The 26,141-nt window shown below is 64.6% G+C and carries 27 protein-coding genes; 23 read left to right on the top strand and 4 right to left on the bottom strand.

Annotated features, from left to right (window positions below):
- The 13 genes from ACK5IR_RS09430 to ACK5IR_RS09490 all read left to right on the top strand — a co-directional run.
- Window positions 1-1,140: extracellular solute-binding protein (locus ACK5IR_RS09430; RefSeq protein WP_416928219.1), on the top strand; the 1,140-nt coding region annotated here is incomplete at its 5' end.
- Window positions 1,141-1,293: 153 nt separating this feature from the next.
- Window positions 1,294-2,172 carry a carbohydrate ABC transporter permease gene (locus tag ACK5IR_RS09435; RefSeq protein ID WP_416928221.1) on the top strand — a complete coding sequence of 293 codons (879 nt, stop codon included), beginning with the start codon at window positions 1,294-1,296 and terminating at the stop codon, window positions 2,170-2,172.
- Window positions 2,169-3,038, top strand: coding sequence for a carbohydrate ABC transporter permease (locus ACK5IR_RS09440; protein WP_416928223.1), 870 nt, complete (start codon window positions 2,169-2,171; stop codon window positions 3,036-3,038). The genes ACK5IR_RS09435 and ACK5IR_RS09440 overlap by 4 nt, the downstream gene beginning before the upstream one ends.
- Window positions 3,039-3,041: 3 nt before the next feature.
- Window positions 3,042-4,139 (top strand): ABC transporter ATP-binding protein, encoded by a 1,098-nt coding sequence (locus ACK5IR_RS09445; RefSeq protein WP_416928225.1) that lies wholly within the window; start codon window positions 3,042-3,044, stop codon window positions 4,137-4,139.
- Window positions 4,139-5,257: a mandelate racemase/muconate lactonizing enzyme family protein gene (locus ACK5IR_RS09450; RefSeq protein ID WP_416928227.1), complete on the top strand. Its 1,119-nt coding sequence runs from the start codon at window positions 4,139-4,141 to the stop codon at window positions 5,255-5,257. Before ACK5IR_RS09445 ends, ACK5IR_RS09450 begins: the two co-directional genes overlap by 1 nt.
- Window positions 5,254-5,583: an L-rhamnose mutarotase gene (locus ACK5IR_RS09455; protein WP_416928229.1), complete on the top strand. Its 330-nt coding sequence runs from the start codon at window positions 5,254-5,256 to the stop codon at window positions 5,581-5,583. Before ACK5IR_RS09450 ends, ACK5IR_RS09455 begins: the two co-directional genes overlap by 4 nt.
- The gene (locus ACK5IR_RS09460; protein WP_416928231.1) at window positions 5,576-6,226 is read left to right on the top strand and encodes an RraA family protein; all 651 of its coding nucleotides are present in this window, start codon (window positions 5,576-5,578) and stop codon (window positions 6,224-6,226) included. Before ACK5IR_RS09455 ends, ACK5IR_RS09460 begins: the two co-directional genes overlap by 8 nt.
- Window positions 6,227-6,229: 3 nt before the next feature.
- Window positions 6,230-7,330, top strand: coding sequence for an enolase C-terminal domain-like protein (locus tag ACK5IR_RS09465; protein WP_416928233.1), 1,101 nt, complete (start codon window positions 6,230-6,232; stop codon window positions 7,328-7,330).
- On the top strand, window positions 7,317-7,643 hold the full coding sequence (locus tag ACK5IR_RS09470; protein WP_416928235.1) for a UxaA family hydrolase: 327 nt from the start codon (window positions 7,317-7,319) through the stop codon (window positions 7,641-7,643). Before ACK5IR_RS09465 ends, ACK5IR_RS09470 begins: the two co-directional genes overlap by 14 nt.
- Before the next feature lie 2 nt (window positions 7,644-7,645).
- Entirely contained in the window at window positions 7,646-8,830 is a 1,185-nt protein-coding gene (locus ACK5IR_RS09475; RefSeq protein WP_416928237.1) for a UxaA family hydrolase, read from the top strand.
- A 47-nt stretch (window positions 8,831-8,877) separates the two neighbouring features.
- Window positions 8,878-9,615, top strand: a complete 738-nt coding sequence (locus tag ACK5IR_RS09480) for an SDR family oxidoreductase (protein ID WP_416928239.1) — start codon at window positions 8,878-8,880, stop codon at window positions 9,613-9,615.
- Window positions 9,616-9,625: 10 nt separating this feature from the next.
- Window positions 9,626-10,468: a fumarylacetoacetate hydrolase family protein gene (locus ACK5IR_RS09485; protein ID WP_416928241.1), complete on the top strand. Its 843-nt coding sequence runs from the start codon at window positions 9,626-9,628 to the stop codon at window positions 10,466-10,468.
- 48 nt (window positions 10,469-10,516) lie between these two features.
- Window positions 10,517-11,377, top strand: coding sequence for an amidohydrolase family protein (locus ACK5IR_RS09490; protein ID WP_416928243.1), 861 nt, complete (start codon window positions 10,517-10,519; stop codon window positions 11,375-11,377).
- A 31-nt stretch (window positions 11,378-11,408) separates the two neighbouring features.
- Here ACK5IR_RS09490 and ACK5IR_RS09495 read toward each other — a convergent pair whose 3' ends face one another.
- Window positions 11,409-12,431, bottom strand: coding sequence for a LacI family DNA-binding transcriptional regulator (locus tag ACK5IR_RS09495; protein WP_416928245.1), 1,023 nt, complete (start codon window positions 12,429-12,431; stop codon window positions 11,409-11,411).
- 169 nt (window positions 12,432-12,600) lie between these two features.
- On the opposite strand from ACK5IR_RS09495, the gene iolG reads away from it, so the two are divergent.
- The 3 genes from iolG (at window position 12,601) to ACK5IR_RS09510 (ending at window position 15,537) form a co-directional block, all read left to right on the top strand.
- Window positions 12,601-13,593 (top strand): inositol 2-dehydrogenase, encoded by a 993-nt coding sequence (iolG, locus tag ACK5IR_RS09500; protein ID WP_416928247.1) that lies wholly within the window; start codon window positions 12,601-12,603, stop codon window positions 13,591-13,593.
- 164 nt (window positions 13,594-13,757) lie between these two features.
- On the top strand, window positions 13,758-14,702 hold the full coding sequence (locus ACK5IR_RS09505; protein ID WP_416928249.1) for a sugar ABC transporter substrate-binding protein: 945 nt from the start codon (window positions 13,758-13,760) through the stop codon (window positions 14,700-14,702).
- A 34-nt stretch (window positions 14,703-14,736) separates the two neighbouring features.
- On the top strand, window positions 14,737-15,537 hold the full coding sequence (locus tag ACK5IR_RS09510) for a TIM barrel protein (RefSeq protein ID WP_416928251.1): 801 nt from the start codon (window positions 14,737-14,739) through the stop codon (window positions 15,535-15,537).
- Window positions 15,538-15,590: 53 nt separating this feature from the next.
- Here ACK5IR_RS09510 and ACK5IR_RS09515 read toward each other — a convergent pair whose 3' ends face one another.
- Window positions 15,591-16,475, bottom strand: coding sequence for a LysR family transcriptional regulator (locus tag ACK5IR_RS09515; RefSeq protein ID WP_416928253.1), 885 nt, complete (start codon window positions 16,473-16,475; stop codon window positions 15,591-15,593).
- Window positions 16,476-16,584: 109 nt separating this feature from the next.
- Here ACK5IR_RS09515 and ACK5IR_RS09520 point away from each other — a divergent pair, with 109 nt between their 5' ends.
- Complete coding sequence (locus ACK5IR_RS09520; protein ID WP_416928255.1) at window positions 16,585-18,087, top strand: CoA-acylating methylmalonate-semialdehyde dehydrogenase; 1,503 nt, start codon at window positions 16,585-16,587, stop codon at window positions 18,085-18,087.
- Window positions 18,088-18,279: 192 nt separating this feature from the next.
- On the opposite strand, the gene ACK5IR_RS09525 is transcribed toward ACK5IR_RS09520, so the two are convergent.
- Window positions 18,280-18,573 (bottom strand): DUF6477 family protein, encoded by a 294-nt coding sequence (locus tag ACK5IR_RS09525; protein WP_416928257.1) that lies wholly within the window; start codon window positions 18,571-18,573, stop codon window positions 18,280-18,282.
- 271 nt (window positions 18,574-18,844) lie between these two features.
- On the opposite strand from ACK5IR_RS09525, the gene ACK5IR_RS09530 reads away from it, so the two are divergent.
- The 6 genes from ACK5IR_RS09530 (at window position 18,845) to ACK5IR_RS09555 (ending at window position 25,629) form a co-directional block, all read left to right on the top strand.
- Window positions 18,845-19,927 (top strand): DUF6456 domain-containing protein, encoded by a 1,083-nt coding sequence (locus tag ACK5IR_RS09530; protein WP_416928259.1) that lies wholly within the window; start codon window positions 18,845-18,847, stop codon window positions 19,925-19,927.
- A 322-nt stretch (window positions 19,928-20,249) separates the two neighbouring features.
- The gene (locus ACK5IR_RS09535) at window positions 20,250-21,119 is read left to right on the top strand and encodes an ATP-binding cassette domain-containing protein (protein WP_416928261.1); all 870 of its coding nucleotides are present in this window, start codon (window positions 20,250-20,252) and stop codon (window positions 21,117-21,119) included.
- Window positions 21,116-22,678: a hypothetical protein gene (locus tag ACK5IR_RS09540; RefSeq protein ID WP_416928263.1), complete on the top strand. Its 1,563-nt coding sequence runs from the start codon at window positions 21,116-21,118 to the stop codon at window positions 22,676-22,678. The genes ACK5IR_RS09535 and ACK5IR_RS09540 overlap by 4 nt, the downstream gene beginning before the upstream one ends.
- On the top strand, window positions 22,606-24,690 hold the full coding sequence (locus tag ACK5IR_RS09545) for a hypothetical protein (protein WP_416928265.1): 2,085 nt from the start codon (window positions 22,606-22,608) through the stop codon (window positions 24,688-24,690). The genes ACK5IR_RS09540 and ACK5IR_RS09545 overlap by 73 nt, the downstream gene beginning before the upstream one ends.
- Before the next feature lie 277 nt (window positions 24,691-24,967).
- A complete protein-coding gene (locus ACK5IR_RS09550) occupies window positions 24,968-25,249 on the top strand; it encodes a hypothetical protein (protein ID WP_416928267.1) in 282 nt (93 codons plus the stop codon).
- Window positions 25,246-25,629: a hypothetical protein gene (locus ACK5IR_RS09555; protein ID WP_416928269.1), complete on the top strand. Its 384-nt coding sequence runs from the start codon at window positions 25,246-25,248 to the stop codon at window positions 25,627-25,629. Before ACK5IR_RS09550 ends, ACK5IR_RS09555 begins: the two co-directional genes overlap by 4 nt.
- 163 nt (window positions 25,630-25,792) lie before the next feature.
- Here ACK5IR_RS09555 and ACK5IR_RS09560 read toward each other — a convergent pair.
- Window positions 25,793-26,141: imelysin family protein (locus ACK5IR_RS09560; protein WP_416928271.1), on the bottom strand; the 349-nt coding region annotated here is incomplete at its 5' end.

Below are 26,141 nucleotides of genomic sequence, written 5' to 3' on the forward strand. Positions count from 1 at the left end.
AAGGTGGAAATCCTCAGCCGGAAGAACCACTTCGAACTTGACCGCGAGATCAAGCAGGACATCGCGGCCGGCACGCTCGACTGGTGCGTCGGCTCCAACCACACCAGCTTTGCGCCGCAATACGGCAATATCTATGCCGATCTGCGCGGGCTGATCGCCGAGGATGTGCTGGCGCAATTCGTTCCGCTGGTTCTGGAACACGCCACGGTTGGCGGGCGTCTGGTGCAATTGCCGCGGCATTCGGACGTGTCGAACCTGTTCTATCAGCTTTCGCTCTATGACGATGCCGATCGCGCGGCCGCCTTCGAGGCGGAATACGGCTATCCGCTGGCACCGCCGGAAACCTGGGACCAGGTGCGCGATCAGGCGAAGTTCTTTGCCGATCCCCCCAATTTCTACGGCTTCCAGTATGTCGGCAAGGACGAGGCGGTGACCGGCCGCTTCTACGAGATGCTGGTGGCCAACGGCGGGGCGATGTTCGATGAGGACTGGAAACCGGTCTTCAACTCCGAGGCCGGTGTTGCCGCGCTTCAGTTCTTTGTCGATCTCTACGAGGCCAAGGCGGTTCCGGCAGGTGTGCCGAATTACCTGTGGGACGACACCGGGCTGGGCTTCGGCTCGGGAACGGTGGCGCTGGATCTCGACTGGGCGGGGTGGTCGGCCTATTTCAACGATCCCGACAGTGCGGCGGTCGCCGGAAACGTCGGGGTCATCCGGGCGCCCAAGGGATCGGGCGGGGTGCGGACGGGATGGTCGGGATCGCATACCTTCTCGATCACCGAAAACTGCGACAATCCTGCCGCCGCCGCGTCGTTCATCACCTTCCTGACCGATCACGATCGCCAGATGATCGAGGCCCGGACCGGTCTGCTGCCGACGCGCAGCGCCGTCTGGGAGGATGTGACGGCCGAGTTCGCCGAAGCCGGCAACGATTTCATGGTTCAGGTGTTCCAGACCTTCCAGGCGTCCATGTCGGAAGATGCGTTCACCCCACCCCTGATCCCCGAGTGGATCGAGGTGTCGAACGTGCTCTGGCCGCAGCTTCAGGCGGCGATCGTCGGCGACAAGACGGCGCAGGAGGCGCTGGATTCGGCGGCGGCGGACGCGGCCGAGATCATGCAAGACGCGGGCTACAACTGAGGGCCGGTGGCGGCGAGGGCCATCCGGCCGTCGCCGTCCGTTTCCTCGCCGTGGGACGATCCGGCCACGTTCGGTCCCGGCCCGGCCCCGTCCCGCTCCCGCAAGCCAGAGGCGGATCAGATGCGACGATCTCTGAATACCAGGCGCACGGCCATGACGCCGTTCCTACTGCTGACACCGGCCTTCGTGACGATGCTCTTCGTCGTCGCGTTCCCGCTGGGGTTCTCACTCTACACCAGCCTGACCGCCTATCGGCTGACACGGCCCGAAACGCTGTGGAACTTCGTCTGGTTTCGCAACTACGAACGCATTTTCACCGACTGGGATTTCTGGGTCGCCTTCGGGCGGACCATCCTGTTCCTGACCATCGCGCTGAACCTCGAATTCCTGCTGGGCCTCGGCATCGCGCTCCTGATCAGCCGGATCACCTGGGGGCAGCGGACGCTGCGCACGATCATGATGTTCCCGATGATGTTCTCGCCGATCCTCGTTGGCTTCCAGTTCAAGTTCATCTTCAACGACAACATCGGCATCCTGAACAATGCGCTGCAATCGCTGGGCCTGACGGACCGGGCGATCCCCTGGCTGGTCGATGGCAGGCTGGCGATGCTGTCGATCATCTTTGCCGAGGTATGGATGAGCACATCGGTCTTCGCCATCCTGTTGCTGGCCGGGCTGTTCGCCATGCCGCGCGACCCGCTGGAGGCGGCAAAGGTGGATGGCTGCAACCCGTGGCAGGTGTTCCGGCACATCACGCTGCCCTTCATCATGCCGTTTGCCTTCATCGCGATGACCATCCGCAGCCTCGATGTGGCGCGCGCCTATGACATCGTGCAGGTGATGACCGACGGCGGGCCTGCGGGGCGGACCGAGCTTTTGTGGACGATGATCGCGCGGACCGGGTACGAGAACGCGCGGATGGGGCAGGCCAATGCGATGGCCTATGTCTCCACGGTGCTGTCGATCCTCTTCACCTGGTATTTCTATCGCAAGCTGGTGGCGGCGCGCCGCTACATGGGAGGTGTGCAATGAGCGAGGTCGCACCGCGCCAGCCGTTCCTGCGGCAGGCCAGATCCACCGGGCTCTGGCTGCTTACCTTCATCCTGATGGTGGTGATGTGCGTGCCCGGGCTCTGGGTCGTCCTGTCGGCAGTCCGGCCGAACCGCGAAATCCTGGCAAAGCCGCCGATCTGGATCCCCGGAGAGCTTTCGCTGACCAACTTCTCGAAGATTTTCGGGCTTGGCGGCGAGGCGGCGATTCCTGTCGGCGCCTATTTCGTCAATTCCATGGTGATCGCGCTGACCTCGACCTTTGTCGCGCTGCTGATCGGCATGGCTGGCGGATATGCCTTTGCCCGCTACCGGTTTCGCGGCAAGGGCGGGATGTTCCTCGGTCTGATGCTGTTTCGCGCGGTGCCGGGGATCGCGCTGTCGCTGCCGGTCTTCATGATCTGGTCGAAGCTGGGGCTGATCGATGCAAAGCTGGGGCTGATCATCGTCTACATCAGCCTCAACGTGCCGTTCACCATCTGGCTGATCGACGGGTTCTTCCGGCAGATCCCCATGTCGCTGTCCGAGGCGGCGCAGGTCGACGGCTGCACCCGCTGGCAGGCGTTCTGGAAGATCGAGTTTCCTCTGGCCCGTTCGGGGATCGCGGCGGCGGGAGTGTTCGCCTTTCTCACCTCGTGGAACGAATACGCGCTGGCCAGCCAGCTTACCCGTTCCACCGATTCCAAGACGCTGCCGGTGGGTCTGATGGATTTCACGGCACAATTCACCATCGACTGGGCGGGCATGTGCGCGATGGCGGTGATCATCATCATTCCCGCGCTGATCATGACCTTCCTTGTTCAGAAACACCTGATCGCGGGCCTGACCTTCGGCGGGGTGAAAGGATAATACATGGCGGAAATAACGCTGAAGGCGGTCGAAAAACACTACGGTGCGCTGCGGGTGGTGCACGGTATCGACCTCGACATCGCGCACGAGGAATTCGTGGTTCTGGTCGGCCCGTCGGGCTGCGGCAAGTCGACGACGCTGCGGATGATCGCGGGGCTGGAGGAGATCACCGGCGGCGAGATCCGCATCGGCGAGCGGGTGGTCAACGACCTGCCGCCGCGCAAGCGCAACATCTCGATGGTGTTCCAGAACTATGCGCTCTATCCGCACATGACGGTGCGCGAGAACCTCGGCTTCGGCCTCAAGATCGCGGGGCAGGGCGCCGACATGATCGCCGGGCGGGTGGCCGAGGCGGCGGATATCCTTGGTCTGGCCGAGCTTCTCGACCGGACTCCGGCCGAGCTTTCGGGCGGCCAGCGCCAGCGCGTCGCCATGGGGCGCGCCATCGTGCGCCACCCCGATGCGTTCCTGTTCGACGAGCCGTTGTCGAACCTTGACGCCAAGCTGCGCGGCCAGATGCGGGCGGAAATCAAGAAACTGCACCAGAAGGTGCGCACGACGGTGGTCTATGTCACCCACGACCAGATCGAGGCGATGACCCTTGCCGACCGGATCGTGGTGATGCGGGCCGGTCATATCGAACAGGTCGGCACCCCGATCGAGGTGTTCAACCACCCGGTCAACACCTTCGTCGCCACCTTCATAGGCTCGCCGCCGATGAACCTGGTCCCGGCGCGGATTTCCGGGGGAAAGGTGATCCTGAAGGACGGAACGGCGGTTCCGGTGCCGTCGCGGCTGGCGGGCAACGTTCGCGAGGGGCAGGAGGTGACGCTTGGCCTGCGCCCCGACGATATCTGCCCGGTGGATTTCGGTCTTGGCCAGCCGGTCGAATATGCCGATCTGACCCTGCGTGTCGATATCGCCGAACCGCTCGGCACCGAAAGCCTGATCTACACCCGCATCGCCGGTCAGGACGTGCAGGCGAAACTCTATGGCACGAGGATCGTCGAGGCGGGCGAGGAAATGGTGTTCCGCCTGGCGCTCGACAACGCGCATCTGTTCAATGTCGAGACCGGCCAGTCGGTCATGGCGGCAGTCTGATGGCCAGGATCGTTCACGCCGATCTGTGCATGGTGGACCTGACACCCAAGGTCCGGCGCACCGATGCAATCCAGTCCTTCGTCAGTCAGGAAACACCGATCCTGCGGCTGACCGATGCCGAAGGTGCGGTTGGGACGGGGTATTCCTATACCATCGGCACCGGCGGGCCCGCGGTGATCTCGCTCCTGCGCGAAACCCTGCTGCCCCGTGTCATCGGCCGCGAGGCCGAGGAGATCGAGGGCATCTGGCGCGACCTGCTGTTCGCGACCCATGCGACAGCCGTCGGGGCGATTACCTCGCTGGCGCTGGCCGTAGTCGATACGGCGCTGTGGGACCTGCGCTGCCGGCGGGCCGGACAGCCGCTGTGGCGCATGGCCGGCGGCGCGAAAGAAAGCGTTCCCGTCTACTCGACCGAAGGCGGCTGGCTTCATATCGAAACCGGCGAGCTGGTCGCGGATGCGCTGGCGATGAAAGAGGCGGGCTTTGCCGGATCGAAGATCAAGATCGGCCGGCCGCATCTGGCCGAAGACGCGGCGCGGCTTGCCGCCGTCCGGGCGGCGGTGGGCGATGCCTTCCACATCTTCACCGACGCCAATCAGGGGTTTCTGCTGCATCAGGCGCTGATGTGGGCCGACATGCTGGCCGAGCACGGGATCGGCTGGTTCGAGGAACCGCTGCCGGCCGACGATGTGGGGGCGCATGCCGAACTTTCCCGCCGGTCGAGGGTGCCGGTGGCGGTGGGCGAGAGCCTGTATTCCGCCAGCCAGTTCAAGGACTACCTCGTACAGCGGGCGGCGAGCGTGGTGCAGGTGGATGCGGCCCGCATCGGCGGAATAACCCCCTGGCTCAAGGTCGCGCATCTGGCCGAGGCGCACAATATCGCGGTCTGCCCGCATTTCCTGATGGAATTGCATGTCAGCCTCGTTGCCGCGGTGCCGAACGGCTGGATGCTCGAATACATCCCGCAACTCGACGCGATCACCACGACACGGCTCGACCTGCAAGGCGGGCGTGCCCGTGCGCCGGCTGAGCCGGGGCTGGGGATCGGCTGGGACTGGGAGGCCATCGCGGCGCAGACCGTCGATGGCAGCCGCTTTGCCATCGGAGAAGGCGCATGAAACGATATGGATCGGTGATCTGCGTCCACGAGGCGCAGAAGGCACGATACAGAGAGCTGCATGCCGCGGTCTGGCCCGACGTGCTGCGCACCATAACCGCGTGCAATATCCGCAACTATTCGATCTTTCTGAGAGAGCCCGAGAACCTGCTGTTCGGTTATTTCGAGTATCACGGCGACGATTACGCTGCCGACATGGCAAGGATGGCGGCCGACCCGGTGACGCAGCAATGGTGGGCGGTCTGCATGCCGTGCCAGGAGCCGTTCGAAACCCGGGCCGGGGGCGAATGGTGGGTCGACATGCAGGAGGTATTCCACCATGACTGACGTGCGGATCGCGACGCTCGAAGGTGTCTACACCAGCGTCATCCACGATGTGATGCGGGCGATGGGGCGGCGGAATTTCACCCTGCCGCCACGCATCGCGCCGCTTCAGCCCGAAACCGTGCTGACCGGCCCGGCCTTCACCATCGAGGGCCGGATCGACGAGACCGCCGATGCGCATCAGACATTGCTCGACTGGACAGGTCTGTTGTCGCAGGCGAAGGCCGGCCATGTCTGGGTGAGCCAGCCGAACAACCAGAGCGTTGCCCAGATGGGCGAGCTTTCGGCCGAAACGCTGCACCGCAAGGGTGTGCTCGGTGCGGTGATGGACGGCGGGCTGCGGGACGCGAATTTCATCCTGCGGCTGGGGTTCAGATGCTGGCGCACCTTCCATACGCCGCGCGACGTGGTTGGCATGTGGCGGCCGACAGCAGTGGACCGGCCGGTGATGATCGGCGAATGCCTGATCAACCCCGGCGACTGGCTGCACGGCGACCGTGACGGGATGGTGGTGATCCCGGTGGAAATTCTGGACGAGATTATCGAAAGGTCGGTGGCGGCGATGCAGACCGAAAGCCTGGTGCGCAAGGCCATTCTCGGCGGAACGGACCCGCAGGAAGCCTATCTCCGGCACGGGAAGTTCTGAGCGATGAAAATTGCCGCCCTCGATATACGTGCCTGCCGCAGCGAAGGTACCGCGCTCGGGCTGAAGGACAGCGCCGAGACCGCGCTCGAATTTCTGGTGCTGACACTGCGCACCGAATGCGGTCTTTCGGCCTCGATGTTCGGTTTTGCCGGGCGGTCGGCGCTGGGGGCAGGGCACCTGGCGGCATCGTCGCTGCGTCCGTTCATCGTCGGTCGCGACGCGCGGGCGCGCGAAGCCATCTGGCGGGACTGGCGCAGGACGGACCGCTGGTGGCATCATCTGCCGGTCTACAGCTATGGGCCGCTGGATTGCTGCCTGTGGCTGCTGGCGGCGCAGGCGGCCGGTCAGCCCCTGTGGCGCTATCTCGGCGGAGGCCGGGACACGGTGCCCACCTATGCCTCGTCGCTGGTGCTGGCGGATCCCGAGGCTTATGCGGCGGAACTGCGCGCGGTGCGGGCGGCGGGGTTCAGGGGCTACAAGGTCCATCCGCCCGGGCGCGATCCGGTCGAGGACATCGCCATCCACCGGGCCGTGCGCGACGCGGCGGGGCCGGATTTCCCCCTGATGTCCGATCCGGTGCAGCCCTATACCTATGACGAGGCGCTGCGTCTGGGGCGGGCGCTGGAAGACATGAGCTATCTGTGGCTGGAGGAGCCGCTGCCGGACGAGAATTTTGCCGCGCTGCGCGAACTGACGCGCGCGCTCGATATCCCCGTTGTCGGCTGCGAGGTGCTGGCCAGGCATCCGTGGTCGGTTGCGGAATGCGTGGCGACGCGGGTGGTCGATGCAGTTCGGGCCGATGTGAGCTGGTCGGGCGGTGTGACCGGGGTGCTGAAAACCGCCGCCCTGGCCGACGCGTTCCATATGAACTGCGAACTGCATTCGACGATCTTTCACCCGCTGGAACTGATGAACCTGCATTGCGCCGCAGCGGTGGGTAACAGCGGCATGTTCGAACTGCTGTGGCCGATGCAGCGCTTCGCCATCGGTCTGGCGGGTGAACTGCCGGTCGAGGACGGGATCGCGCACCTGCCGGAAGGCCCCGGCCTCGGCATGGAACTGGACTGGAACTTCATCGAGGAGACGACGATTGCAATCCTCTGACGACACCGATCCGCGGCTGATGCTGCTGTCCCCGGGCGACAGTGTCTATGTGCTGCGCGACCAGATCGCCACCGGCGAGACGATCCGGCTGCAGGGGCGGGCCGTGCGGGTCGGGCAGGCGCTGGGGCTGGGCCACAAGATCGCGCGCGTGGTGCATGCGCCGGGCGACAAGGTGGTAAAATACGGCGCTCCGCTAGGAACGGTCACCGCGCCCATCGCGGTTGGCGAACATGTGCACACGCACAACCTGACAAGCGATTATACCGTTTCCCATACCCTCGATCCGGCGCGCGGGCAGGCGGAGGGCGGTTGAGCATGCGAGGCTGGCAGAGAGAGGACGGGCGCAAGGGTATCCGCAACGTGGTGGCGGTAGCCTATCTGGTGGAATGCGCCCATCACGTGGCGCGTGCCATCGCCGGGGTCGATCCCGACGCGGCGCATGTAATTGGCTTTCCGGGCTGTTTTCCCAACGAATATGCCCAGAAGATGATGGAGCGGCTGTGCACCCATCCCAATGTGGGGGCGGTGCTTCTGGTGAGCCTCGGCTGCGAGAGCTTCGACCGCTACGCGCTGGAACGGGCGGTTCGGGCGTCGGGCCGGCCGGTGAAGGTGCTGACCATTCAGGCCGAGGGGGGAACGCGCGCGACCATTGCCGCCGGCAGGGACTGGGTTGGGGCAAGGGCGGCGGATCTGGCCGCAGAACCGACGGTGTCGATGTCGGTGAGCGAACTGGTGGTGGGAACGGTGTGTGGCGGTTCAGACGGAACCAGCGGGATCACCGGAAATCCGGCGGCGGGGCTGGCCTTTGACCGGCTGGTCGCCGAGGGTGCGACCTGCATCTTCGAGGAGACCGGCGAGTTGATCGGATGCGAGGCGATCATGGAGGCGCGGGCGGCAACGCCGGCGCTTGCGCGCGAATTGCGGTGCAGCGTCGCCAAGGCGGCACGCTATTATGCGACACTTGGATATGGCTCGTTCGCCCCCGGCAATGCCGACGGTGGACTGACGACGATCGAGGAGAAATCGCTTGGCGCCTATATGAAATCGGGTCAGTCGCGGATTTCGGGGCTCATCAAGCCGGGTGACATTCCGCCCGCCGGCGGGCTTTACCTGATGGATGTTGTGCCCGACGGCGAGGTGCGGTTCGGCTTCCCGAACATCTCGGACAATGCCGAAATCGTCGAGATGATGGCCTCGGGGGCGCATGTGACCCTGTTCGTTACCGGGCGCGGGTCGGTGGTCGGGTCGGCGATATCGCCGGTGATCAAGATCGCGGCGAACCCGCACACCTATCGCCGGCTCGCCGACGACATGGATGTCAACGCCGGCCGCATCCTGGAAGGTGCGGCGACACTTTCCGAGGTGGGGCGCGAGATCTATGACAGGATCGTGGCCATCGCCTCGGGCGAAAGGAGCCGGTCGGAGGATCTGGGCCACCAGGAGTTCATCCTGACCTACAAGAGTTTCGAGCCGATCGGACCTGCCTGCCTGCCGGTCTGAACGATGTGCGGGGCGCACAGGTCGCCCGAAGGAAGGAAAGGGACGAAATGGGACGGCTGACGGGCAAGACGGCGGTGGTTACCGCCGCGGCGCAGGGGATCGGGCGGGCGAGCGCGCTGGCCATGGCGGCGGAAGGGGCGCGGGTCATCGCGACCGATGTGAACACCGAGGCGCTTGCCGGAATCGCCGGCGACGGGATCGAGACCCGGCACCTCGACGTGATGGATCCCGACAGTATCGCCGGGGCGGTGGCCTTTTGCCCCGGCCCCGACATCCTGTTCAACTGCGCGGGATTCGTCGCCAACGGAACCATCCTCGAATGCAGCGAAAGCGACTGGGATTTCTCGGTGGCGCTGAACATGACGGCGATGTTCCGCATGTGCAGGGCGTTCCTTCCCGGCATGCTGGACAATGGCGGCGGGTCGATCATCAACATGTCCTCGGTCGCCTCGTCGGTCATCGCGGCGCCGAACCGCTTCGTCTACGGCACTACCAAGGCCGGGGTGATCGGGCTGACCAAATCCATCGCCAGCGATTTCATCGGTCGGGGAATCCGTGCCAATGCGATCTGCCCCGGGACGGTGGAAAGCCCCTCGCTCGAGGGGCGGCTGAGGGCCACCGGCGATTACGAGGCCGCGCGCGCGGCGTTCATCGCCCGCCAGCCCATCGGGCGGATCGGTCTTCCGCAGGAGATCGCGGCACTGGTGGTTTATCTGGCCAGCGACGAGTCCGCTTATACAACGGGGCAGGCGCATATCATCGACGGCGGCTGGGCGAATACCTGAGGGAGAAGACATGAAACTGCTGAGATACGGTGCGCCGGGCGCCGAGAAACCGGGAATGCTGGCCGCCGACGGAACGATTCGCGACCTGTCGGGCGTGGTGGCGGACATCGCCGGCGATGTGCTGACCGACGAGGGGCTGGCGGCGATCCGCGCCCTCGACCCCGCCAGCCTGCCCGCGGTAAGGGGCGACACGCGCCTTGGCCCCTGCGTGGCGGGGACGACAAAGTTCATCTGTATCGGCCTGAACTATGCCGATCATGCAGCGGAATCGGGGATGGAGGTGCCGCCGGAGCCTGTCATCTTCATGAAGGCCAACAGCGCGATCTGCGGCCCCAACGATCCGATCGTGATACCGCGCGGGTCGGAAAAGACCGACTGGGAGGTCGAGCTTGCGGTCATCGTCGGGCGCAGGGCGAAATACATCCCGGAAGCCGATGCGATGGACCATGTGGCGGGCTTTGCCGTCACCAACGATGTCTCGGAACGCGCGTTCCAGATCGAGCGCTCGGGCCAGTGGACCAAGGGCAAGAGTTGCGACAATTTCGGCCAGATCGGCCCGTGGCTGGTTACCCGCGACGAGGTGGCCGATCCGCAGAACCTCGGGATGTGGCTCAGGGTCAACGGCCGCACCATGCAGAACGGCTCGTCCCGCACCATGGTCTACGGGGTGAGGCATCTGGTGAGCTACCTCAGCCGGTTCATGACGCTGCATCCGGGCGATATCATCTCGACCGGCACGCCCCCGGGAGTGGGGCTGGGGCTTAAACCGCCGCAATATCTCAGGGCCGGCGATATCGTCGAACTGGGTATCGAGGGGCTGGGTGAGCAACGCCAGGACGTGATCGCCGACTGACCAGCCGGCAGAGGAGGCATTGCCGGGCACAACCGGGGGAGGGCACCCATGGACTATATCGACACCCACCTGCATCTGATCGCACGGGATCGTTTCACCTATGGCTGGGCTGATGCGGTTCCCGTGCTGGCGGAGGGCAGTTTCCTGTTGTCCGATGCGCAGCGGCAAACGGGCGGCCGCGTCGCGGGCTGGATTTTCATGGAAACCGCCGTCGACGATGTGCACTATCCGGCCGAGGCGCGGTGGATCCGTTCGCTGATGGATCGCGAACCGCGGCTGCTGGGCCAGATCGCGTCCTGTCGCCCGGAAACGGACCGGGGCTTCGATGCGTGGATCGAGGAGGCCGACGATCTGAATATCGTCGGTTATCGCCGCATCCTGCATGTGGTTGACGATGCCCTGTCGCAGAGCGAGACGTTTCGCGCCAATCTGCACAGGATCGGCGCGGCGGGGCGGGTGTTCGACATGTGTTTCCTCGCGCGGCAATTGCCGGTTGCGCTGGAACTGGCGCTGGCCTGCCCCGATGTCTCGCTCGTGCTGGACCATTGCGGTGTGCCCGATATTGCCGGCGGCGGTCTCGATCCGTGGCGGGCGGACATGACTGCGCTTGCGTCGCTTCCCAACGTGACCTGCAAGCTGTCGGGCATCATGGCCTATTGCACCCCGGGTCAGGCGAACGAAGCGGCGCTCAGGCCCTTTTTCGACCATGTACTCGGGGTTTTCGGGCCAAAGCGGATGCTCTGGGGCAGCGACTGGCCGGTGGTGAACATGGCGGACGGGCTGCCGGACTGGCTGGACATGACGGATACCCTGCTTTCCGGACTCTCGCCCGCCGAAGCGGCGGAAATCGCATCGGGAACGGCGGCGCGGGTCTATGGGGTGAGGGCTCCGGAAAGGGACCGTCGCTGAGGCGGCCGGCTGTCCTGCCGGGCGGCCATCGTCAGGCGCTGTCGCGCGCGACGATCTCGCCGCGGAACAACCGGCTGAAATCCCGTTCCTTCCTGCTTTCGAGCACTTGGACAAGGTATTCCGCCATCTCGGTCAACGGTTGCCGGTAGGTGGTCAGCTGATAGGTCATGCTGTCGGCCTGCGGCACGTCGTCGAAGCCGGTAACGGCGATATCCTGTGGAACGCGCAGGCCAAGCTTGTGGCGGACCGCATCCATGGCGCCGATCGCCAGGGCGTCGTTCTCGCAGACGAGGATATCGGGCAGGTCGTCGCGTGTCCGCCCCGCAAGCGCGCCGGTGACGGCATTTGCGGAGAGCGTCGGATCGTAGGTGGCGACGGATATGCATTCGGGTTCGGTACCGAAACGGTCGCGCCAGCAGGTGAAAAAGGTCTCCTTGCGCTTCAGGTGGGCCGATTGCGTGCGCTGCCCTGCCACGAACATCGGCCGCCGGTAGCCGCGTCCGGCCACATACCGCGCAATCTCCTTCATGGCATGAACGTCGTCCACGGCGATGCTGATCGTGTCGGGATTCCGCGAGGTGCGGGCAAAGATGATCAGCTTGCGGATTCGCCGGGCACCCATCGCCGTTTTCAGCATCTCGTCATCGAACTGCATCCCGATCAGGATCACCGCGTCCACCCGGCGCTGGCTGGCGTTGAGCAGCGCGGGCTCGGCATCGTCCCTGTCGAGCGTGTTGACGAGCAGGGTATCCCAGCCCTCGCGGCGCAATATGCGCGTCAGTCGCTCCATCATGACCAGTTTGTGCGGGTTGGCGAAATCGTCGACCAGCAGCGCCACCAGATAGGAGCGGTCCGAGGCCAGACTCGCGGCATGCAGATCGGGAACATAGCCGAGCGCCGCTGCCGCCTGCATGACCTTTTTGCGGCTTGCGGACGAGATCGAGGCATCCTTCTTGAACGCCCGGTTCACCGTCCAGCGTGAAACCCCGGCCGCGACCGCCACGTCGTCGGCGGTCACGTTTCTTGTCGGTGATGCCCGTTCTGCCGGTGCCATAGGGGGGTTCCTTGCGATATCCGGACCGTTGTCGAAACACTTCTATCCTGATTGGGCCGCATTGCCAAAACAGATTTGCACGCGCGTGCAAAAATTGCTTGCACGCGCGTGCAAAATCGACGAGCCTGATGTCCGAAAGCGGCGGGTGGCCGCGATTCGGGAGGATGACATGCTCAGGGTTGGGTTGCTTGGCGCCGGCCGTATCGGTCAGGTGCATGCGGTGAATATTGCCGGTCACGACCGGAGCGCGCTGGTTGCCGTTGCGGACGTGAACACCGAAGCTTCCGGCAAGCTGGCGGCACAATTCGGCGCCGAGGTGCGGACATCGGAGGAAATCCTTGCCGACAGCGGTATCGACGCCGTTCTGGTGGCGACCTCGACCGATACCCATTCCGATCTGATCGAGGCCGCAACCGCTGCAGGCAAGGCCGTGCTGTGCGAAAAGCCGGTCGATCTGTCGCTGGCGCGGGCAAAAGCCTGCAAGGTAAAGGCAGATGCAAGCAGCGTGCCGGTGATGATCGGGTTCAACCGCCGCTTCGACCCCAACTTCGCCACCCTCCGGGCAGCGCTCGCAGCGGGAGAAATCGGCAGGGCCGAGCTGCTTTCGGTCACTTCGTTCGATCCGTCGCCGCCGCCGTTGTCCTACATCAGGGTCTCCGGCGGATTGTTCCGCGACATGATGATTCACGATTTCGACATGGCCGGCTTCATCATGGGCGACGCGCCGGTGCGCGTGCATGCGGCCGGGTCGTCCATCGTCGATCCTGCGATCGGTGCCGCAGGCGATGTCGACACCGCCGTTGTCACCCTGACCTACGGCGACGGACGGCTGGCGGTGATCAGGAACAGCCGCCGGGCGGTTTACGGCTACGATCAGCGGCTGGAACTGCTGGGGTCCGGCGGTCTGCTGTCGGCGGCCAACATGCTGGAAAACACGGTCTCGAAAGCGACGGCGCAGGGTGTTGTCAGCGCGAAGCCGCTGTTCTTCTTCCTCGAACGCTACATGCCCGCCTACGCGGCCGAATGGAGCGCCTTTGTTGCGGCGGTGCTCGACGGTGGGGAGGTGCCGGTGACGCTCGACGATGGCATCCGGGCGCTGGCGCTTGCCGAGGCGGCGACGCAATCCGCCCGGACCGGTCGGCCGGTCGTACCGGAAATCTGAGTGAACGAACCGGCAATCGCGCGGTATTGCCGACCCGCGCGATGCCACCGCCCCGGAGGAGGGTGACGGGTCCCGAAACGGGGCCGGGATTGGCCTGTCGGCATCAATGACCGCGCGGAAGGTTTCCTGCCGGCCGAAAGATCTGTGAAGTGAGGAGAATCCAGATGAAGAAGCTTGTTTCAGCTTCGGCGCTTGCCATGCTGATGTCCACCGCCGCCCAGTCCGAGAACCTCGGCATCACGATGGGTACCTTCGACGACAACTTCATGACCCTCGTGCGGACGGCGATGCTGGCCCGCGCCGACGAGATCGGTGGCATCGAGGTGCAGGTCGAGGATGCGCAGAACGATGTCGGCAAGCAACTCAACCAGATCCAGAATTTCGTCGCGTCCGGGGTCGATGCCATCATTGTCACCCCAGCCGATACCGACGCGACGGTTGCGATGTCGAACGCGGCAGAGCAGGGGGGCATCCCGCTGGTCTATGTCAACCGCGAGCCGGTCAATATCGACACCCTGCCCGACAATCAGGCCTTTGTCGCCTCCGACGAGATCGAGGCCGGCCGCCTGCAGGCGCAGAGGGCATGCGCGTTGCTGAAGGAACAGGGCAAGACCGACGGTGCGAAGGTCGTCGTCATCATGGGCGATCTGGCGCATCAGGCATCGCGGTTGCGCACCCAGGGGGTCGAGGATGTTGCCGCAACCGGGGAATGCGGTTTCATGGAGGTGGTCGAAAAGCAGACGGCGATGTGGTGGCGGACACCGGCGGCCGACCTCATGACCAACTGGCTGACAGCAAGCGTCGCCTTCGACGCCGTGCTGGCAAATAACGACGAGATGGCGATCGGCGCGATCCAGGCGCTCAAGGCGGCCGGAATGCCGATGGAGGATGTCATCGTCGGCGGGATCGATGCGACGGCCGATGCCGTCGCGGCGATGAAAGCGGGCGATCTGGACATCACCGTGTTCCAGAACGCCGCCGGGCAGGCGCATGGCGCCGTGGATGCGGCTATGGCGCTCGCCGGCGGCGAGGATGTGGAGCAGAAGGTCTACATTCCCTTCGAACTGGTCACGCCGGCAAACGTCGACAGTTACGCAGCGGTCAACTGATGGCGCGCGGCCGGAAACGGCCGCGAACCCGCCCATGGCTGAAAGGACAGCGATCATGTCACACTTCACGCTTGCCGCCTGCGCCGAGATGATCTGGCGCGACAGACCCATCGAGTGGCGGTGTTCCCGTCTGACCGAGATGGGGTTCCAGGTTGGCCTGTGGAACTGGCCCGATCACGATCTGGCGAAGCTCGAGGCCAGCGGTGCCACCTTTTCCATCATGAACGGCTATCTGACCGGACGACTGGCCGACGACGAGGGCGCCGACGAACTGCTTCGATCCGCGCGCGAGACGGCGCGGGTGGGCAAACGGCTCGGTGTCGCACGGCTGAACCTCCATGGAACCGGCCTCGGCGAGGGGGGTCTGCCGGTCCGGCGCTGCGAGGTCGTCACCGGCGCCATGTGGCTGAAGGCGCGCGAAACGCTGGGCCGTATTGCCGAGATGGCCGAAGAGGAAGACGTTGTTTTCACGCTGGAAAACCTCAACCTGCCGGTCGATCATCCCGGCACGCCGTTCGGACGGGCCGGGGATACACTGGCGCTGGTCTCCTCGGTCAACCATCCCCGATTGCGGCTGAACCTCGATCTCTACCATGTCCAGATCGGCGAGGGGAACCTGATCGAGACCTGCCGTGCCTGTCTGCCATGGATCGGCGAGGTGCAGGTGGCGGATGTACCGGGCAGGTGCGAGCCCGGAACCGGTGAAATCAACTATCCGGGGATCGCACGGGCGCTGGCCGGAATGGGGTATTCCGGCCCGGTCGGGCTGGAAGGCTTCGCAAGGGGCGACCCCGAGGCTGCCCTTGCCGCCTTCCGCCAGGCCTTCACGCTGTAGGCGCGACGCACCGGGCTGGAAATGCTGCCGTAACGGCCTGGGCAACGCCACCGTCAGGCGGCAATCCAACCCGGTACGGCAGCGACTTCGGCCCTGATGAACCCGACCACCGCCTGAACCCGGCGTATCTCGCGCAGGCTTTCGTGGTAGGCCAGCCAATAGGCCCGGCGGACCGATCGGAGCGGCATGATCCTGACCAGATCGGGATCGTCCTGCGCGATGAAGTCGTGCAGAACGCCGATACCCACTCCGGCGCGCACCGCCCGTTCCTGCCCCAGCGCGCTTGCGATGGCGATGTCCGGGCGCAGGCCGCCGAAGAACTCGGCAACGTAATCCAGCGTCCGGGTAAACAGCAGATCGTCGACGTACCCGATCAGCCGGTGGTGCGCCAGATCGGCTTCGGTTTCGGGCCGGCCATGCGAAGCGACGTAGCTGCGCGACGCGTAGATGCTGAGCGAGTAGTCGGTCAGGCGGCTGACGACGGCGCGGCCCCGGTCGGGGCGCCCGACCATGACCGCGACATCCGCCTCGCGCTGCGACAGGGAGAAGCTGCGCGCGACGGGAACGAGTTCCAGTGTCAGATCGGGGTGTCGCTCGGCCAGGGTGCGCAGGCGCGGGGTCAGAAAATGCACTCCGAACCCGTCCGGCGCGCCGACCCGAACCGTGCCGGATACCTGCGCCGCGGCGCCGGTGAACAGGGCCTCGCCCTCCAGCAACGCGCTCTCGGCCCGATCGAGGCGCGCCACCAGTGCCTGCCCTTCGGCAGTAAGCGCGCAGCCCTGAGGCCCGCGTACCATCAGCGTCGTCTGCAATGCCTGCTCCAGACGGGTCAGCCGGCGACTGAGCGTCGACTGGTTCACCCCCAGCCGCGAGGCCGCCGCGAGCAACTGCCCCTCGCGCGCCACCGTCAGGAACATTCGTGCGTCGTCCCAGTCCATCGCTGCTCCGATATGCAAATATGCATAATCAATTTCCGATACTCTCTGTTTTTATGCGCAATTGGCAATACTAAACTTCGGGCAGGCAATTCAGGAGGGAAACGACATCATGACCGAGATCGCACATTACATCGGAAATTCCCGCGTTGAGGGTATGTCCGGGCGCAGCCAGCCCGTCTTCAACCCGGCTACCGGCTCCAGCGACAAGACGGTCGCGCTTGCCTCGCCCGAGGAGGTGAACGCCGCCGTCGCGGCGGCCAGGGACGCATGGCCGGCATGGGCAGCGACCCCGGCGCTGCGCCGCGCCCGCATCCTCGATCGGTTCAAGACGCTCCTGTGGGAGCGTGCCGACGAGCTTGCCCGCGCCATTTCGGCCGAACACGGCAAGACCCACGACGATGCGCGTGGCGAGGTGACGCGCGGGCTCGAGGTTGTCGAGTTCGCCGTCGGCGCGCCGACCCATCTGAAAGGCGAGTTTTCGCAGAATGTCGGTACGGATGTGGATTGCTACAGCATCCGCCAGCCGCTTGGTGTGGTTGCCGGAATCTCGCCGTTCAACTTCCCGGCCATGGTTCCGATGTGGATGTTCCCGGTGGCGCTGGCCTGCGGCAATACCTTCGTGCTGAAACCCTCGGAGCGCGATCCGTCGGCATCGCTTCTGCTTGCCGAATGGCTGGCCGAGGCCGGTCTGCCCGCCGGCGTGTTCAACGTCGTTCAGGGTGACAAGGTGGCGGTGGACGCGTTGCTCGACCACCCGGATGTCAGGGCGATCTCGTTCGTCGGCTCGACCCCCATCGCGCAGTATATCCACCAGCGGGGCATCGCGAACGGCAAGCGGGTGCAGGCGCTCGGTGGTGCCAAGAACCACGCCGTCATCATGCCCGATGCCGATCTCGACATGGCGGCGAACGCGCTGATGGGTGCCGCCTTCGGCTCGGCGGGCGAGCGCTGCATGGCGGTTTCCGTTGCCGTGCCGGTGACCGATGCGGTGGCCGACGCGCTGATCGAAAAACTGGTGCCGAGGATCAGGGCGCTGAAAATAGGGCCGTCGACCGACAGCGGCGCGGAAATGGGCCCGATCGTTACCGAACAGGCGCGCGACCGGATCCGGGGCTATATCGACAGTGCCGAGGCGCAGGGCGCCAGCATCGTGGTCGACGGACGGACCTTCCGGCAGGACAGGCAGGGCTACGAGAACGGGTATTTCATCGGCGGCACGCTGATCGACAACGTGACCACCGACATGACGGTCTGGCAGGAAGAGATCTTCGGCCCTGTCCTGTCGGTGGTACGCCGCGAATCCTATCACGATGCGGTCGGGCTGATCGGCGAATGCCCCTATGCCAATGGCACGGTGATCTTCACCCGCGATGGCGACACCGCGCGCCTGTTCGCACAGGATATCGAGGTTGGCATGGTCGGCGTGAACGTTCCGGTGCCGGTTCCGATGGCGTTCCACAGTTTCGGCGGCTGGAAGGCGTCGATCTTCGGCGATTACGCCGTCCACGGGATGGAGGGCATCCGGTTCTACACCCGGATCAAGACAACCACCCAGCGCTGGCCGACCGGTCATCGCAACGAGCCCGATTTTGCCATGCCGACGCACGGCTGACCGGCGAAGGACTGATCGCACAAGATCCGACCGGCCCCATTTCCGTTGCCTGCCGAAGGCTGTCGCCCTCGGCAGGCATCATTTGGTCACGAGGCAGGGAGACCGTCGCGGGAAGACACTCGCGTGATGTCCTGACCAAAAAAAACACGACTGAGACAGACCGTTCGCAAGAGGCGGCGATGCGGGCGGGCATCATGCCGCTGTGGCAACCCGGAGCATCAGCCGCGCCTCGGCGATCAGCGCGATCAGGATGTCGACATGGCGGGTCACCGAATAGGTGGTGTCCCTGTCGCGGCGCGCGCGGTCGAGATCGGCTTCCAGCGACATGAGGCGGCGAACCGCGCGCTCGGGCGCCGGCAGTTCCTCGCAATGCGCAATGCGCTTCAGATCCCTGGCCCTGTTGTAGGATCGCGCCCCGGCGCGCGCGGCGCTGATCAGAAGGCTGGGCCGGCGCAGTGCCCGCAGGGTCTTGGTGAATTCGTTCATGTCGGTTCTCCCGTGTGATCGGGCGAACCGTGGCACAGTTCCGGCGCCGTTGCGGCATTGCCGGAAACAGCGCGCGCAACCGTTAGAATTCCTTGCAAATTTTAATCTCTTTTGGCGGCAGGTACTGAAATTTACTTCTGCGTAACCAAAAAGACACTAGGTCTATCAGTCGCCGGAGGGGATGCCGGTGGGGCACATACGGGAAAAAATGGAACGTCGAGCGCAGCAAAACCATGCGGGGAACCTGCCCGCGTGGGTTCCGGAAGCGGCGATGCACTATCTCCAGCATACCGAGCAGGGTCTGTCGATCCGCGCGGTCGCCCGTGCCGAAGGCTGCCATGCCTCCACAATCCTCAGGCGCATACGGCGGTTCGAGCAGAAGCGCGACGATCCCCTCGTGGACGAGGCGCTGTCGCGGCTCGGCGAGGTGCATTTCAGGACCACGAAGAGAAGCGAACGTTCGGGACCTGAGGAGATTGCCACGATGACCGCTCATTTCACACCTGTCGACGCCCCGTGCACCGTCTGCGACGAGACCACGGTGAACCGGGAGGCAAAGCGCATCCTGCGCCGGCTTTCCGAGACCGGCGCGCTGCTTGCGATCGCCCCGGACATGGAAAAGGCGGCGGTCCTGCGCAACGGCCCGGACGGGCGCGCAACGCGTATCGCGGTGGTCGACCGCATGGTTGCCCGGGCGTTCGCGCTCAAGGAGTGGATCGCCTGCAAATCTGCCGGCCGGGTCGGAACCTATGCCATCACCCCGGCCGGCCGTTCCGCGCTGAAGCGTCTGCTGAGCGAGGACTGCCGCCACACGAAGGGCTTCGCCGAGGCTGCCATGCCCTTTGCCGAGCAGCACCGCGAATGGGGGCACAAGGTCGTTCTGGGCGACGACGGAACCCGGCCGCGCCGGGTGCGCTACAACATGGCCGAAAGCCCGGTTGTAACCTTGTCGCGCCGCCGCGAGAAAGACGGCACGCCATTCCTCAACCGCGAGCAGGTTGTCGCGGCCGAGCGTCTGAGGGAAGATTTCGAACTGGCGCAGATGGGGCCGCGCGTCACCCAGAACTGGGAGCGCTTCCTGACCGGCGGCGCCCGTGGCGGCTTTTCGACGGGCGGCCCCGGCACCGGCCCCGAAAGCGCGCGTGAACGGGTTGCGCGGGCGCTCGAATACCTCGGCCCCGGGCTGGGCGACATGGTTCTGCGCTGCTGCTGTTTTCTCGAAGGGCTGGAGGCAACGGAAAAGCGCATGAACTGGTCTGCGCGTTCGGGCAAGATCGTCCTGCGCATCGCCCTCGACCGTCTGGCACGCCATTACGAACGTGAATATGGCCCGGGGCGCGACCTGATCGGCTAAAGCGTCTCACCGGATCGAAACCCCGCAACGATGCGCGGCGGTGATTTCGCGCATGCACATTTGCCACTCTGCGACGGTGTAAACGGGATTGCCGCCGGAAGCGCTTGCGCCGTCGCCGGAACATGTGCTGGATCCGGTGACCGCCAGCATTGTGCAAGCCTCGTACCGGATGATCGCCGAGTGAGGGCTTGGGTGTGCATACTTCAGTTCAGGAATTCCCGGAGGGGTTACGCAACCGGCGCCAGAAGCGGTGTCGGCGCAGACCGGCCGCAGGCCGGCAAGGCCGAATCCTCTTGCCGGCAACCTGTGAAAGGAACCGCGCGTGCTGACGGTGAGAGGCGTTTGGAAAACCTATGACGGCGGTATCCGGGCTTTGCAGGATGTCTCGCTTGATGCGGGGCGCGGTGTCTTTGGATTGCTGGGGCCGAACGGGGCGGGCAAATCCTCGCTGATGCGCACACTGGCGACTCTGCAGCGACCCGATTCCGGGTCGGTTTCCCTTGACGACACGGATCTGCTCGCCGATCCGTTTCGGGCGCGCCGCCGGATCGGCTATCTGCCGCAGGACATGGGGGTCTATCCACGTGTGACGGCAGGCGAAATGCCGGAATATCTTGCCGGCCTGAAGGGGATCGGCGGCAAGCGGCGCCGGCAGGAGGTTTCACGGCTGCTCGAACAGGTCAATCTTGCCGATCTCGCGGATCGCCGGCTCGACACCTTCTCGGGTGGAATGCGGCGGCGCTTTGGCATAGCCACGGCCTTTCTCGGGGCGCCCGAACTGGTGATCGTCGACGAACCCACCGCCGGGCTCGACCCGTCGGAGCGGCGGCGCTTCCAGTTTCTGCTGGCTGATGCCGCGCAAAGCTGCGTGCTGATCCTGTCCTCGCATATCGTCGAGGACCTTGCCGGCCTGTGCACCGACATGGCGCTGATGAACCGCGGTCGGATCGTCGCCACCGGTGCGCCGCGCAAACTCGTCGGGAAACTCGATGGCCGGATCTGGCAGCGTGGGGCAAAATTCGGCGAACTGGCGGCGCTGCAATCCCGGCACACCGTGCTGTCATGGCGGCCGTCGCAAGGGGGGCTGGCGGTACGCGTTCTGTCCGACATCTCTCCCGGACCGGACTTCGAGCCAAGCGACCCCGATCTCGAGGACCTGTACGCCGCCCGAATGCGCGAGGCTGCGGAGTGAGGGCATTCATTACCCAGATGCGCATGGAATGGCGCCTGCAATGGTCGCGCCCCTTCGTCTGGTTCTGCCTGATTGCGTCGCTGCTGCTGGCTGCCGCCGCAACGGTGGAGAACGCCTATGGCGTACGCGGTTTCGGCTGGGTCAACGGCGGTGATGCGATCGCCACCCGCGCGCTGATGCTCAGCGTTCTGGGGGTGATCGTTGCCGCCGGTGTCGTCGGCGAGGCGATGAGCCGCGATCGCAGCGCCGGAACCGGGGAGATCATGCTGATGACCGGTGCCGGCCCGGTGCCATACGGGCTCGGGCGTTTCGCCGTCGCCTTCGCCGTGGTGCTGCTGATCGGCTCCATGTTCGTGCCCGGCATGATGCTGGGCACCCTGGTGCCGGGCATTCCCGAGGAGCGCCTCGGCCCCATGGTTCCCGGTCATTATGCGCGGGCGCTGGTCACCTATATTGTGCCCAATCTGCTGCTGGTTTCCGCGCTGGTCTATGCCGTTGCCGCGCGCTGGCAGAGCCAGACGGCGGCCTTCATGGTCGCGCTTGGCCTGATCGCGCTCTATGCCACCGCCCTGATGCTGCTTGGCGAGGATATCTATCGCCACGACAGGTTTGGTCTCTATGCGCTGATCGACCCCTACGGGAATATCGCCGGTGCCGAGCATTCCATGACCTGGACGGTGGCGCAGAACAACACCCGCTTCCGCCCCCTTGCCGGAATGCTGCTGCTGAACCGTCTTCTGTGGCTTGGTGTATCGTTTTCCCTTCTCGTGATCGGAACGCTGACAATCCCGCGCTATCTGCAACAACCGCGCCAGCGCAGGCGGCGCGCCGGTGGCGGGCGCTTTCCCGCCCTGCGCCTGCCGGTTCCGCAGGGCGAACTTGCCCGGATGACGGCGTGGGAGGTCAGGGCACTCTGGCGGCAACCCGGTGTCCTGCTGCTTATGGCCTTTGCCGCCTTCTCTCTCTGGTGGGCGGCAGCGAGCGCGGTGACCTATTCCTATTCCCTGCCCACAACCGACCTGCTGATACACAACACCGGATTCTACTTCGACAAGGTTCTGGTCGTGCTGGTGGTCTGGTGCGCCGGCGATATCCTGTGGCGCGAACGCCAGCATCGCGTTGACGAACTGATGGATGCGATGCCGGGAACCGATGCGGCGCGGCTGCTTTCCCGGACCTTCGCGCTGCTGCTGATCGTCCTTCTGTTCTGGACGCTCTCGGTTCTGGTCAATCTGGCCTATCAGATCGCGCAGGGGTTTTACGATTTCGAATGGCGGCTCTATCTGGCCGATACCTATCTGGTCAAGGCACCCTATTTTCTGTGGATGGCGGTGCTGGCGGTTGCGCTGCAGGTCATCGTCCGGCAACGCTTCATTGCCATGGCGCTGGCGCTCATGGTCTACCTTTCCGCACCGCTTCTCGATGCCCTGCACCTCTATCACCCGCTCTACCGCTTTGGCGAGACAGGGTTTTCTGGTATTCGCCGATGGACGGCTACGGCCATTTCTGGCGCGGACACCTGTGGATGCTGGTCTGGTGGTCGCTCGCCTGCGTGCTGATCTGGCTGATCGCATGGGGGTGTCATGCCCGGGGTGTCGCGCCGCCGCCGCGTATCGGGCTGTTGCGGGAACGGCTTCTGCGCGGGCGAGGGCGGGCGGTTCTGAGCCTTGTGCTGATCGCCCTGGCCCTGACCGGCGGCGCCGTCATCTGGCAGTCCATGGTGCTGCACCGCTGGCCACTGTTCGACGAAAGCCACTACATGGCAGAGATCGAGAAGCGATACCGCGGCGACTGGGGCGACAGGCCACAACCGAGGATCACCGCCATCAGCGGGCAGGTCGATCTCTACCCCGAGGCGCGGCGTGTCGAGATGCGGGGCGAGGTGACGATGACCAACATGGGCGCGTCCGCGATCGGCGAGGTGATCGTCTTTTTCCACCCGCTGCTGAACCGGGCGGAACTGGCGCTGGAGGATCGGGCGGTTCGCGATGCGCAACGTTCGGTTCCCCATGTCCAGATCTGGCGGCTGAACACCCCGTTGGCCCCTGGCGAGGCCATGCGCGTTCCCTTCCGGACAGAAAGCCGGCCGGACCGGGGTTTTGCCCTTCACAGCCGGCACGACACGATTCCCGATGTGCAATCCGTCGAAATCCTCGGTAACGGGAGTTCGATCCTGAACCTCAACCTGATTCCCGCTCCGGGCTACAGCGAACGGTTCGAGCATAAACCAGCCTGGTTGCGCAGGATGTACGGCCTGCCGCCGGAATGGACGCCGCCATTGTCGGGCCTCGACGCCCGCACAGCGCACGACACGACCCATCTTGGGTGGGTCGAGGAACTGGATATCACCGTCAGCACCAGTGCCGGCCAGATCCCGCTCCATGCCGGCGAGATGGTGGGGGATCTCGGTGTCGCCGACGGACGGCGCAGCATCCGCTATCGCACCAGCCGGCCGGTGCGGGGCTGGGCGGAAATCATGTCGGCCCGCTACGATATCCATGTGGCGGCGTGTAACGGGCTTCCGGCAGTCGAACTCTATCATCACCCGCCGCACGATCATGCGCTGGAACCCATGGCGGATGCGTTGCTCGATGCGATGGCGTATTTTCAGTCGCGCTATGGGCCGCCGCCGTTCGAGACCTTCCGCATGGCCGAATCCTCGCTGCACTACACCGGTTTTGGCGCGCGCGGCGGGCTTGCCTTCGTCTCGGAGGTCATGGGATGGAAATCGGATCTGCGGCGCTCGCATGGCGAGGATCTGCGCAAATATGCAGCCGATCTGATGGGGGTGAGCTGGTGGCTCGACCAGATCATGCCGGCCAACCTGCCAGGTGCGAAATCGGTGCTTTCGGGGCTGCCCTACTGGACCTCGGCGCTTTATCTTCACCGCGCCCGCGGTCCGGCGCTCAGCCGTGAAATGCGCCTGCTGGACATGAAGGAGAGCTATCGCCTGCGCGCCCGGCTGGAGGATGCCGAACTGCCCTTCGCCGAGGAGATGAAGGATTCGACGATGATCCGCACCAAGGGCGCGCTTCATGTGGTCTATCTTGCCGAACTGGTGGGGCAGGAGCGGCTGGAAGCGGCCTTTGCGGGGTTTCTCGACCGCTGGCGCTTCCGCCCTGTGCCCTATCCCTCGGCCGCCGATCTGGTGGCGTATCTCAAGGCCAAACTGCCCGCCACCGCCGCCGGCCCGATCGACGATTTCTTCGCCCACGTCAGCAACTGGCGCCTGCGTGTGCTAGAGGCCAGGGCGTGGCCGGATAATACAGGTGGCTGGAAACTGCACGCCGTGGTGGATGCCGGCAAATGGCGCAGCCGGGGTCTCGGCGACGAGGAGGAAGCGCCGCTGGATACGCCGCTCCCCCTCGTGGCTTTCGGGGGCGCGGGCTATGAAACGGAGAGTATTCTCCGGATGGAATGGTTGTCCTTGCCAGATGGACGCAGTGAAATCACCTGGTCGCTGCGGCAGAAACCGCAGCGCTTCGGCATCGATCCCTACCTCTTTCTGCCCGATTCAAACCCCCACGACAACGTTGCTGAGGTCCGGATCATTGCCGCGCCGAAGCCATGAGCGGTTGTTTACACTTTCCCCGAAAATCAGTATGAAGACTCATCTCCAATTGAAAATATCGGATACGTTTCAGCCAGGCATCCCGATGTCCCCGCCATCGAAATACCGATCATTGCGGATCCGGGATGGTAACGTCGATGGTGGCTGGTGACGTGTTGATGCCCTGGGCCTTTTTCCTGTCCTCCCGGTCATTTCAACGACCCTGCCTCGCCTTCGCTCCGGGCCGGCTTGGTCGCATCACATATGGCCAAAACAAACAGGCTGAAAGGAGCATCCGATGTTCAGCTATATCCAACCATTGACAACCAGACTCGGCGCGGCGGCGATCGCCGTGATGGCCCTATCGACCACCGCTTCGGCGCTGAGCGCCAGTTTCTATGAATATCGCGAGCGTGAGTTCGGCCTTGGTTACGAATACGCCGAGCACTACTCGGTGACCACGACCGATGCGATTGCCACCTTCGACAATCTCACCTTCCATTTCACCAATGCCGAGATGTGGCTGACAGCAACGTTGCCAGTGCCGAGAGCCTGTCGACGTATGGCGACTGGACCATGAGAAAAGACACCGGTGAACCGGGAAGCAGCCCCGATGCTCGCCGGGAGGAGACCTTTTCGCTCAATATCGCCGACGATCAGGGCGACACGCTTCTCTCGGGCGAAGGCGAGTATTACAATCTCGATTTCATGTCGGCCTATACTGCCGGCGTGGGGGGATGGCATACGATCTTCAACCTGAACGAGCAGTCCGGCGCCTATGCGGATGCAACGGATTTTGTTTTCCTCGTCGTCGACTTTCCCCCGACCGACCTACAGACCTATATGTACGGCGGAAACGATCATACCTTCACCACCTCCGCGACGCTCTACAATACGGATGTGGTTGTCACGCCTCCGATCATGACCGCCGCCCTGCGGTGGCGCAACGGCAGGGCCTGACAACGGACAAGCCCGGCGGCGCCGGCCAAAGGCCGCTCGCCGGGCACATCCGTTGCCGGCGCTTACCGTTCATGATGCCTCAAACAGATAGCCTGGCGACACGATAAGAACGTGTTGCCAGGCTACGACTCCCTGATTCCGCGCTGATGCGGTGCCTCCGAAGTCAGTTGAGGCCGAGCATGCCGCGCAGGGTCGACAGGTCTTCAGCCAGCGTGTTGACCTTGGCCGAAAGGACGGTGCGGTCGTCGTCGGTCAGTTCCTCGTAGGAGACGTAGCCGCCGTTTTCCGCCTCGTATTTGGTCAGGATGTCGTAGACCGCCTTGAAGTTCGCATCGGTCGTTTCGACAAATGCCGCATTCTGCTCGGCGATCAGCGGTTTGAGAAGATTGTAAATCTTTTCCGACCCCTTGAAATTCGCCTCGAAATCCCACAGGTCGGTGCGGCTGTAGCGGTCTTCCTCACCCGAGATCTTGGTTGCGGCAACCTCTTCCATCAGCACCGCCGCCCCGCCG

Source organism: Tropicimonas sp., assembly GCF_047971885.1.
In the GTDB taxonomy this organism is placed as follows: Bacteria; Pseudomonadota; Alphaproteobacteria; order Rhodobacterales; family Rhodobacteraceae; genus Tropicimonas.

What these genes read in the sequence shown, in the direction of transcription:
- ACK5IR_RS09520 (WP_416928255.1), top strand. Translation starts at nt 16,585, where the DNA reads ATGACCGAGATCGCACATTACATCGGAAATTCCCGCGTTGAGGGTATG.
- ACK5IR_RS09465 (WP_416928233.1), top strand. Translation starts at nt 6,230, where the DNA reads ATGAAAATTGCCGCCCTCGATATACGTGCCTGCCGCAGCGAAGGTACC.
- ACK5IR_RS09555 (WP_416928269.1), top strand. Translation starts at nt 25,246, where the DNA reads ATGAGAAAAGACACCGGTGAACCGGGAAGCAGCCCCGATGCTCGCCGG.
- ACK5IR_RS09445 (WP_416928225.1), top strand. Translation starts at nt 3,042, where the DNA reads ATGGCGGAAATAACGCTGAAGGCGGTCGAAAAACACTACGGTGCGCTG.
- ACK5IR_RS09545 (WP_416928265.1), top strand. Translation starts at nt 22,606, where the DNA reads ATGGACGGCTACGGCCATTTCTGGCGCGGACACCTGTGGATGCTGGTC.
- iolG (WP_416928247.1), top strand. Translation starts at nt 12,601, where the DNA reads ATGCTCAGGGTTGGGTTGCTTGGCGCCGGCCGTATCGGTCAGGTGCAT.
- ACK5IR_RS09515 (WP_416928253.1), bottom strand. Translation starts at nt 16,475, where the DNA reads ATGGACTGGGACGACGCACGAATGTTCCTGACGGTGGCGCGCGAGGGG.
- ACK5IR_RS09490 (WP_416928243.1), top strand. Translation starts at nt 10,517, where the DNA reads ATGGACTATATCGACACCCACCTGCATCTGATCGCACGGGATCGTTTC.
- ACK5IR_RS09455 (WP_416928229.1), top strand. Translation starts at nt 5,254, where the DNA reads ATGAAACGATATGGATCGGTGATCTGCGTCCACGAGGCGCAGAAGGCA.
- ACK5IR_RS09510 (WP_416928251.1), top strand. Translation starts at nt 14,737, where the DNA reads ATGGCTGAAAGGACAGCGATCATGTCACACTTCACGCTTGCCGCCTGC.
- ACK5IR_RS09530 (WP_416928259.1), top strand. Translation starts at nt 18,845, where the DNA reads ATGCACTATCTCCAGCATACCGAGCAGGGTCTGTCGATCCGCGCGGTC.
- ACK5IR_RS09505 (WP_416928249.1), top strand. Translation starts at nt 13,758, where the DNA reads ATGAAGAAGCTTGTTTCAGCTTCGGCGCTTGCCATGCTGATGTCCACC.
- ACK5IR_RS09550 (WP_416928267.1), top strand. Translation starts at nt 24,968, where the DNA reads ATGTTCAGCTATATCCAACCATTGACAACCAGACTCGGCGCGGCGGCG.
- ACK5IR_RS09480 (WP_416928239.1), top strand. Translation starts at nt 8,878, where the DNA reads ATGGGACGGCTGACGGGCAAGACGGCGGTGGTTACCGCCGCGGCGCAG.
- ACK5IR_RS09450 (WP_416928227.1), top strand. Translation starts at nt 4,139, where the DNA reads ATGGCCAGGATCGTTCACGCCGATCTGTGCATGGTGGACCTGACACCC.
- ACK5IR_RS09440 (WP_416928223.1), top strand. Translation starts at nt 2,169, where the DNA reads ATGAGCGAGGTCGCACCGCGCCAGCCGTTCCTGCGGCAGGCCAGATCC.
- ACK5IR_RS09460 (WP_416928231.1), top strand. Translation starts at nt 5,576, where the DNA reads ATGACTGACGTGCGGATCGCGACGCTCGAAGGTGTCTACACCAGCGTC.
- ACK5IR_RS09485 (WP_416928241.1), top strand. Translation starts at nt 9,626, where the DNA reads ATGAAACTGCTGAGATACGGTGCGCCGGGCGCCGAGAAACCGGGAATG.
- ACK5IR_RS09495 (WP_416928245.1), bottom strand. Translation starts at nt 12,431, where the DNA reads ATGGCACCGGCAGAACGGGCATCACCGACAAGAAACGTGACCGCCGAC.
- ACK5IR_RS09475 (WP_416928237.1), top strand. Translation starts at nt 7,646, where the DNA reads ATGCGAGGCTGGCAGAGAGAGGACGGGCGCAAGGGTATCCGCAACGTG.
- ACK5IR_RS09435 (WP_416928221.1), top strand. Translation starts at nt 1,294, where the DNA reads ATGACGCCGTTCCTACTGCTGACACCGGCCTTCGTGACGATGCTCTTC.
- ACK5IR_RS09525 (WP_416928257.1), bottom strand. Translation starts at nt 18,573, where the DNA reads ATGAACGAATTCACCAAGACCCTGCGGGCACTGCGCCGGCCCAGCCTT.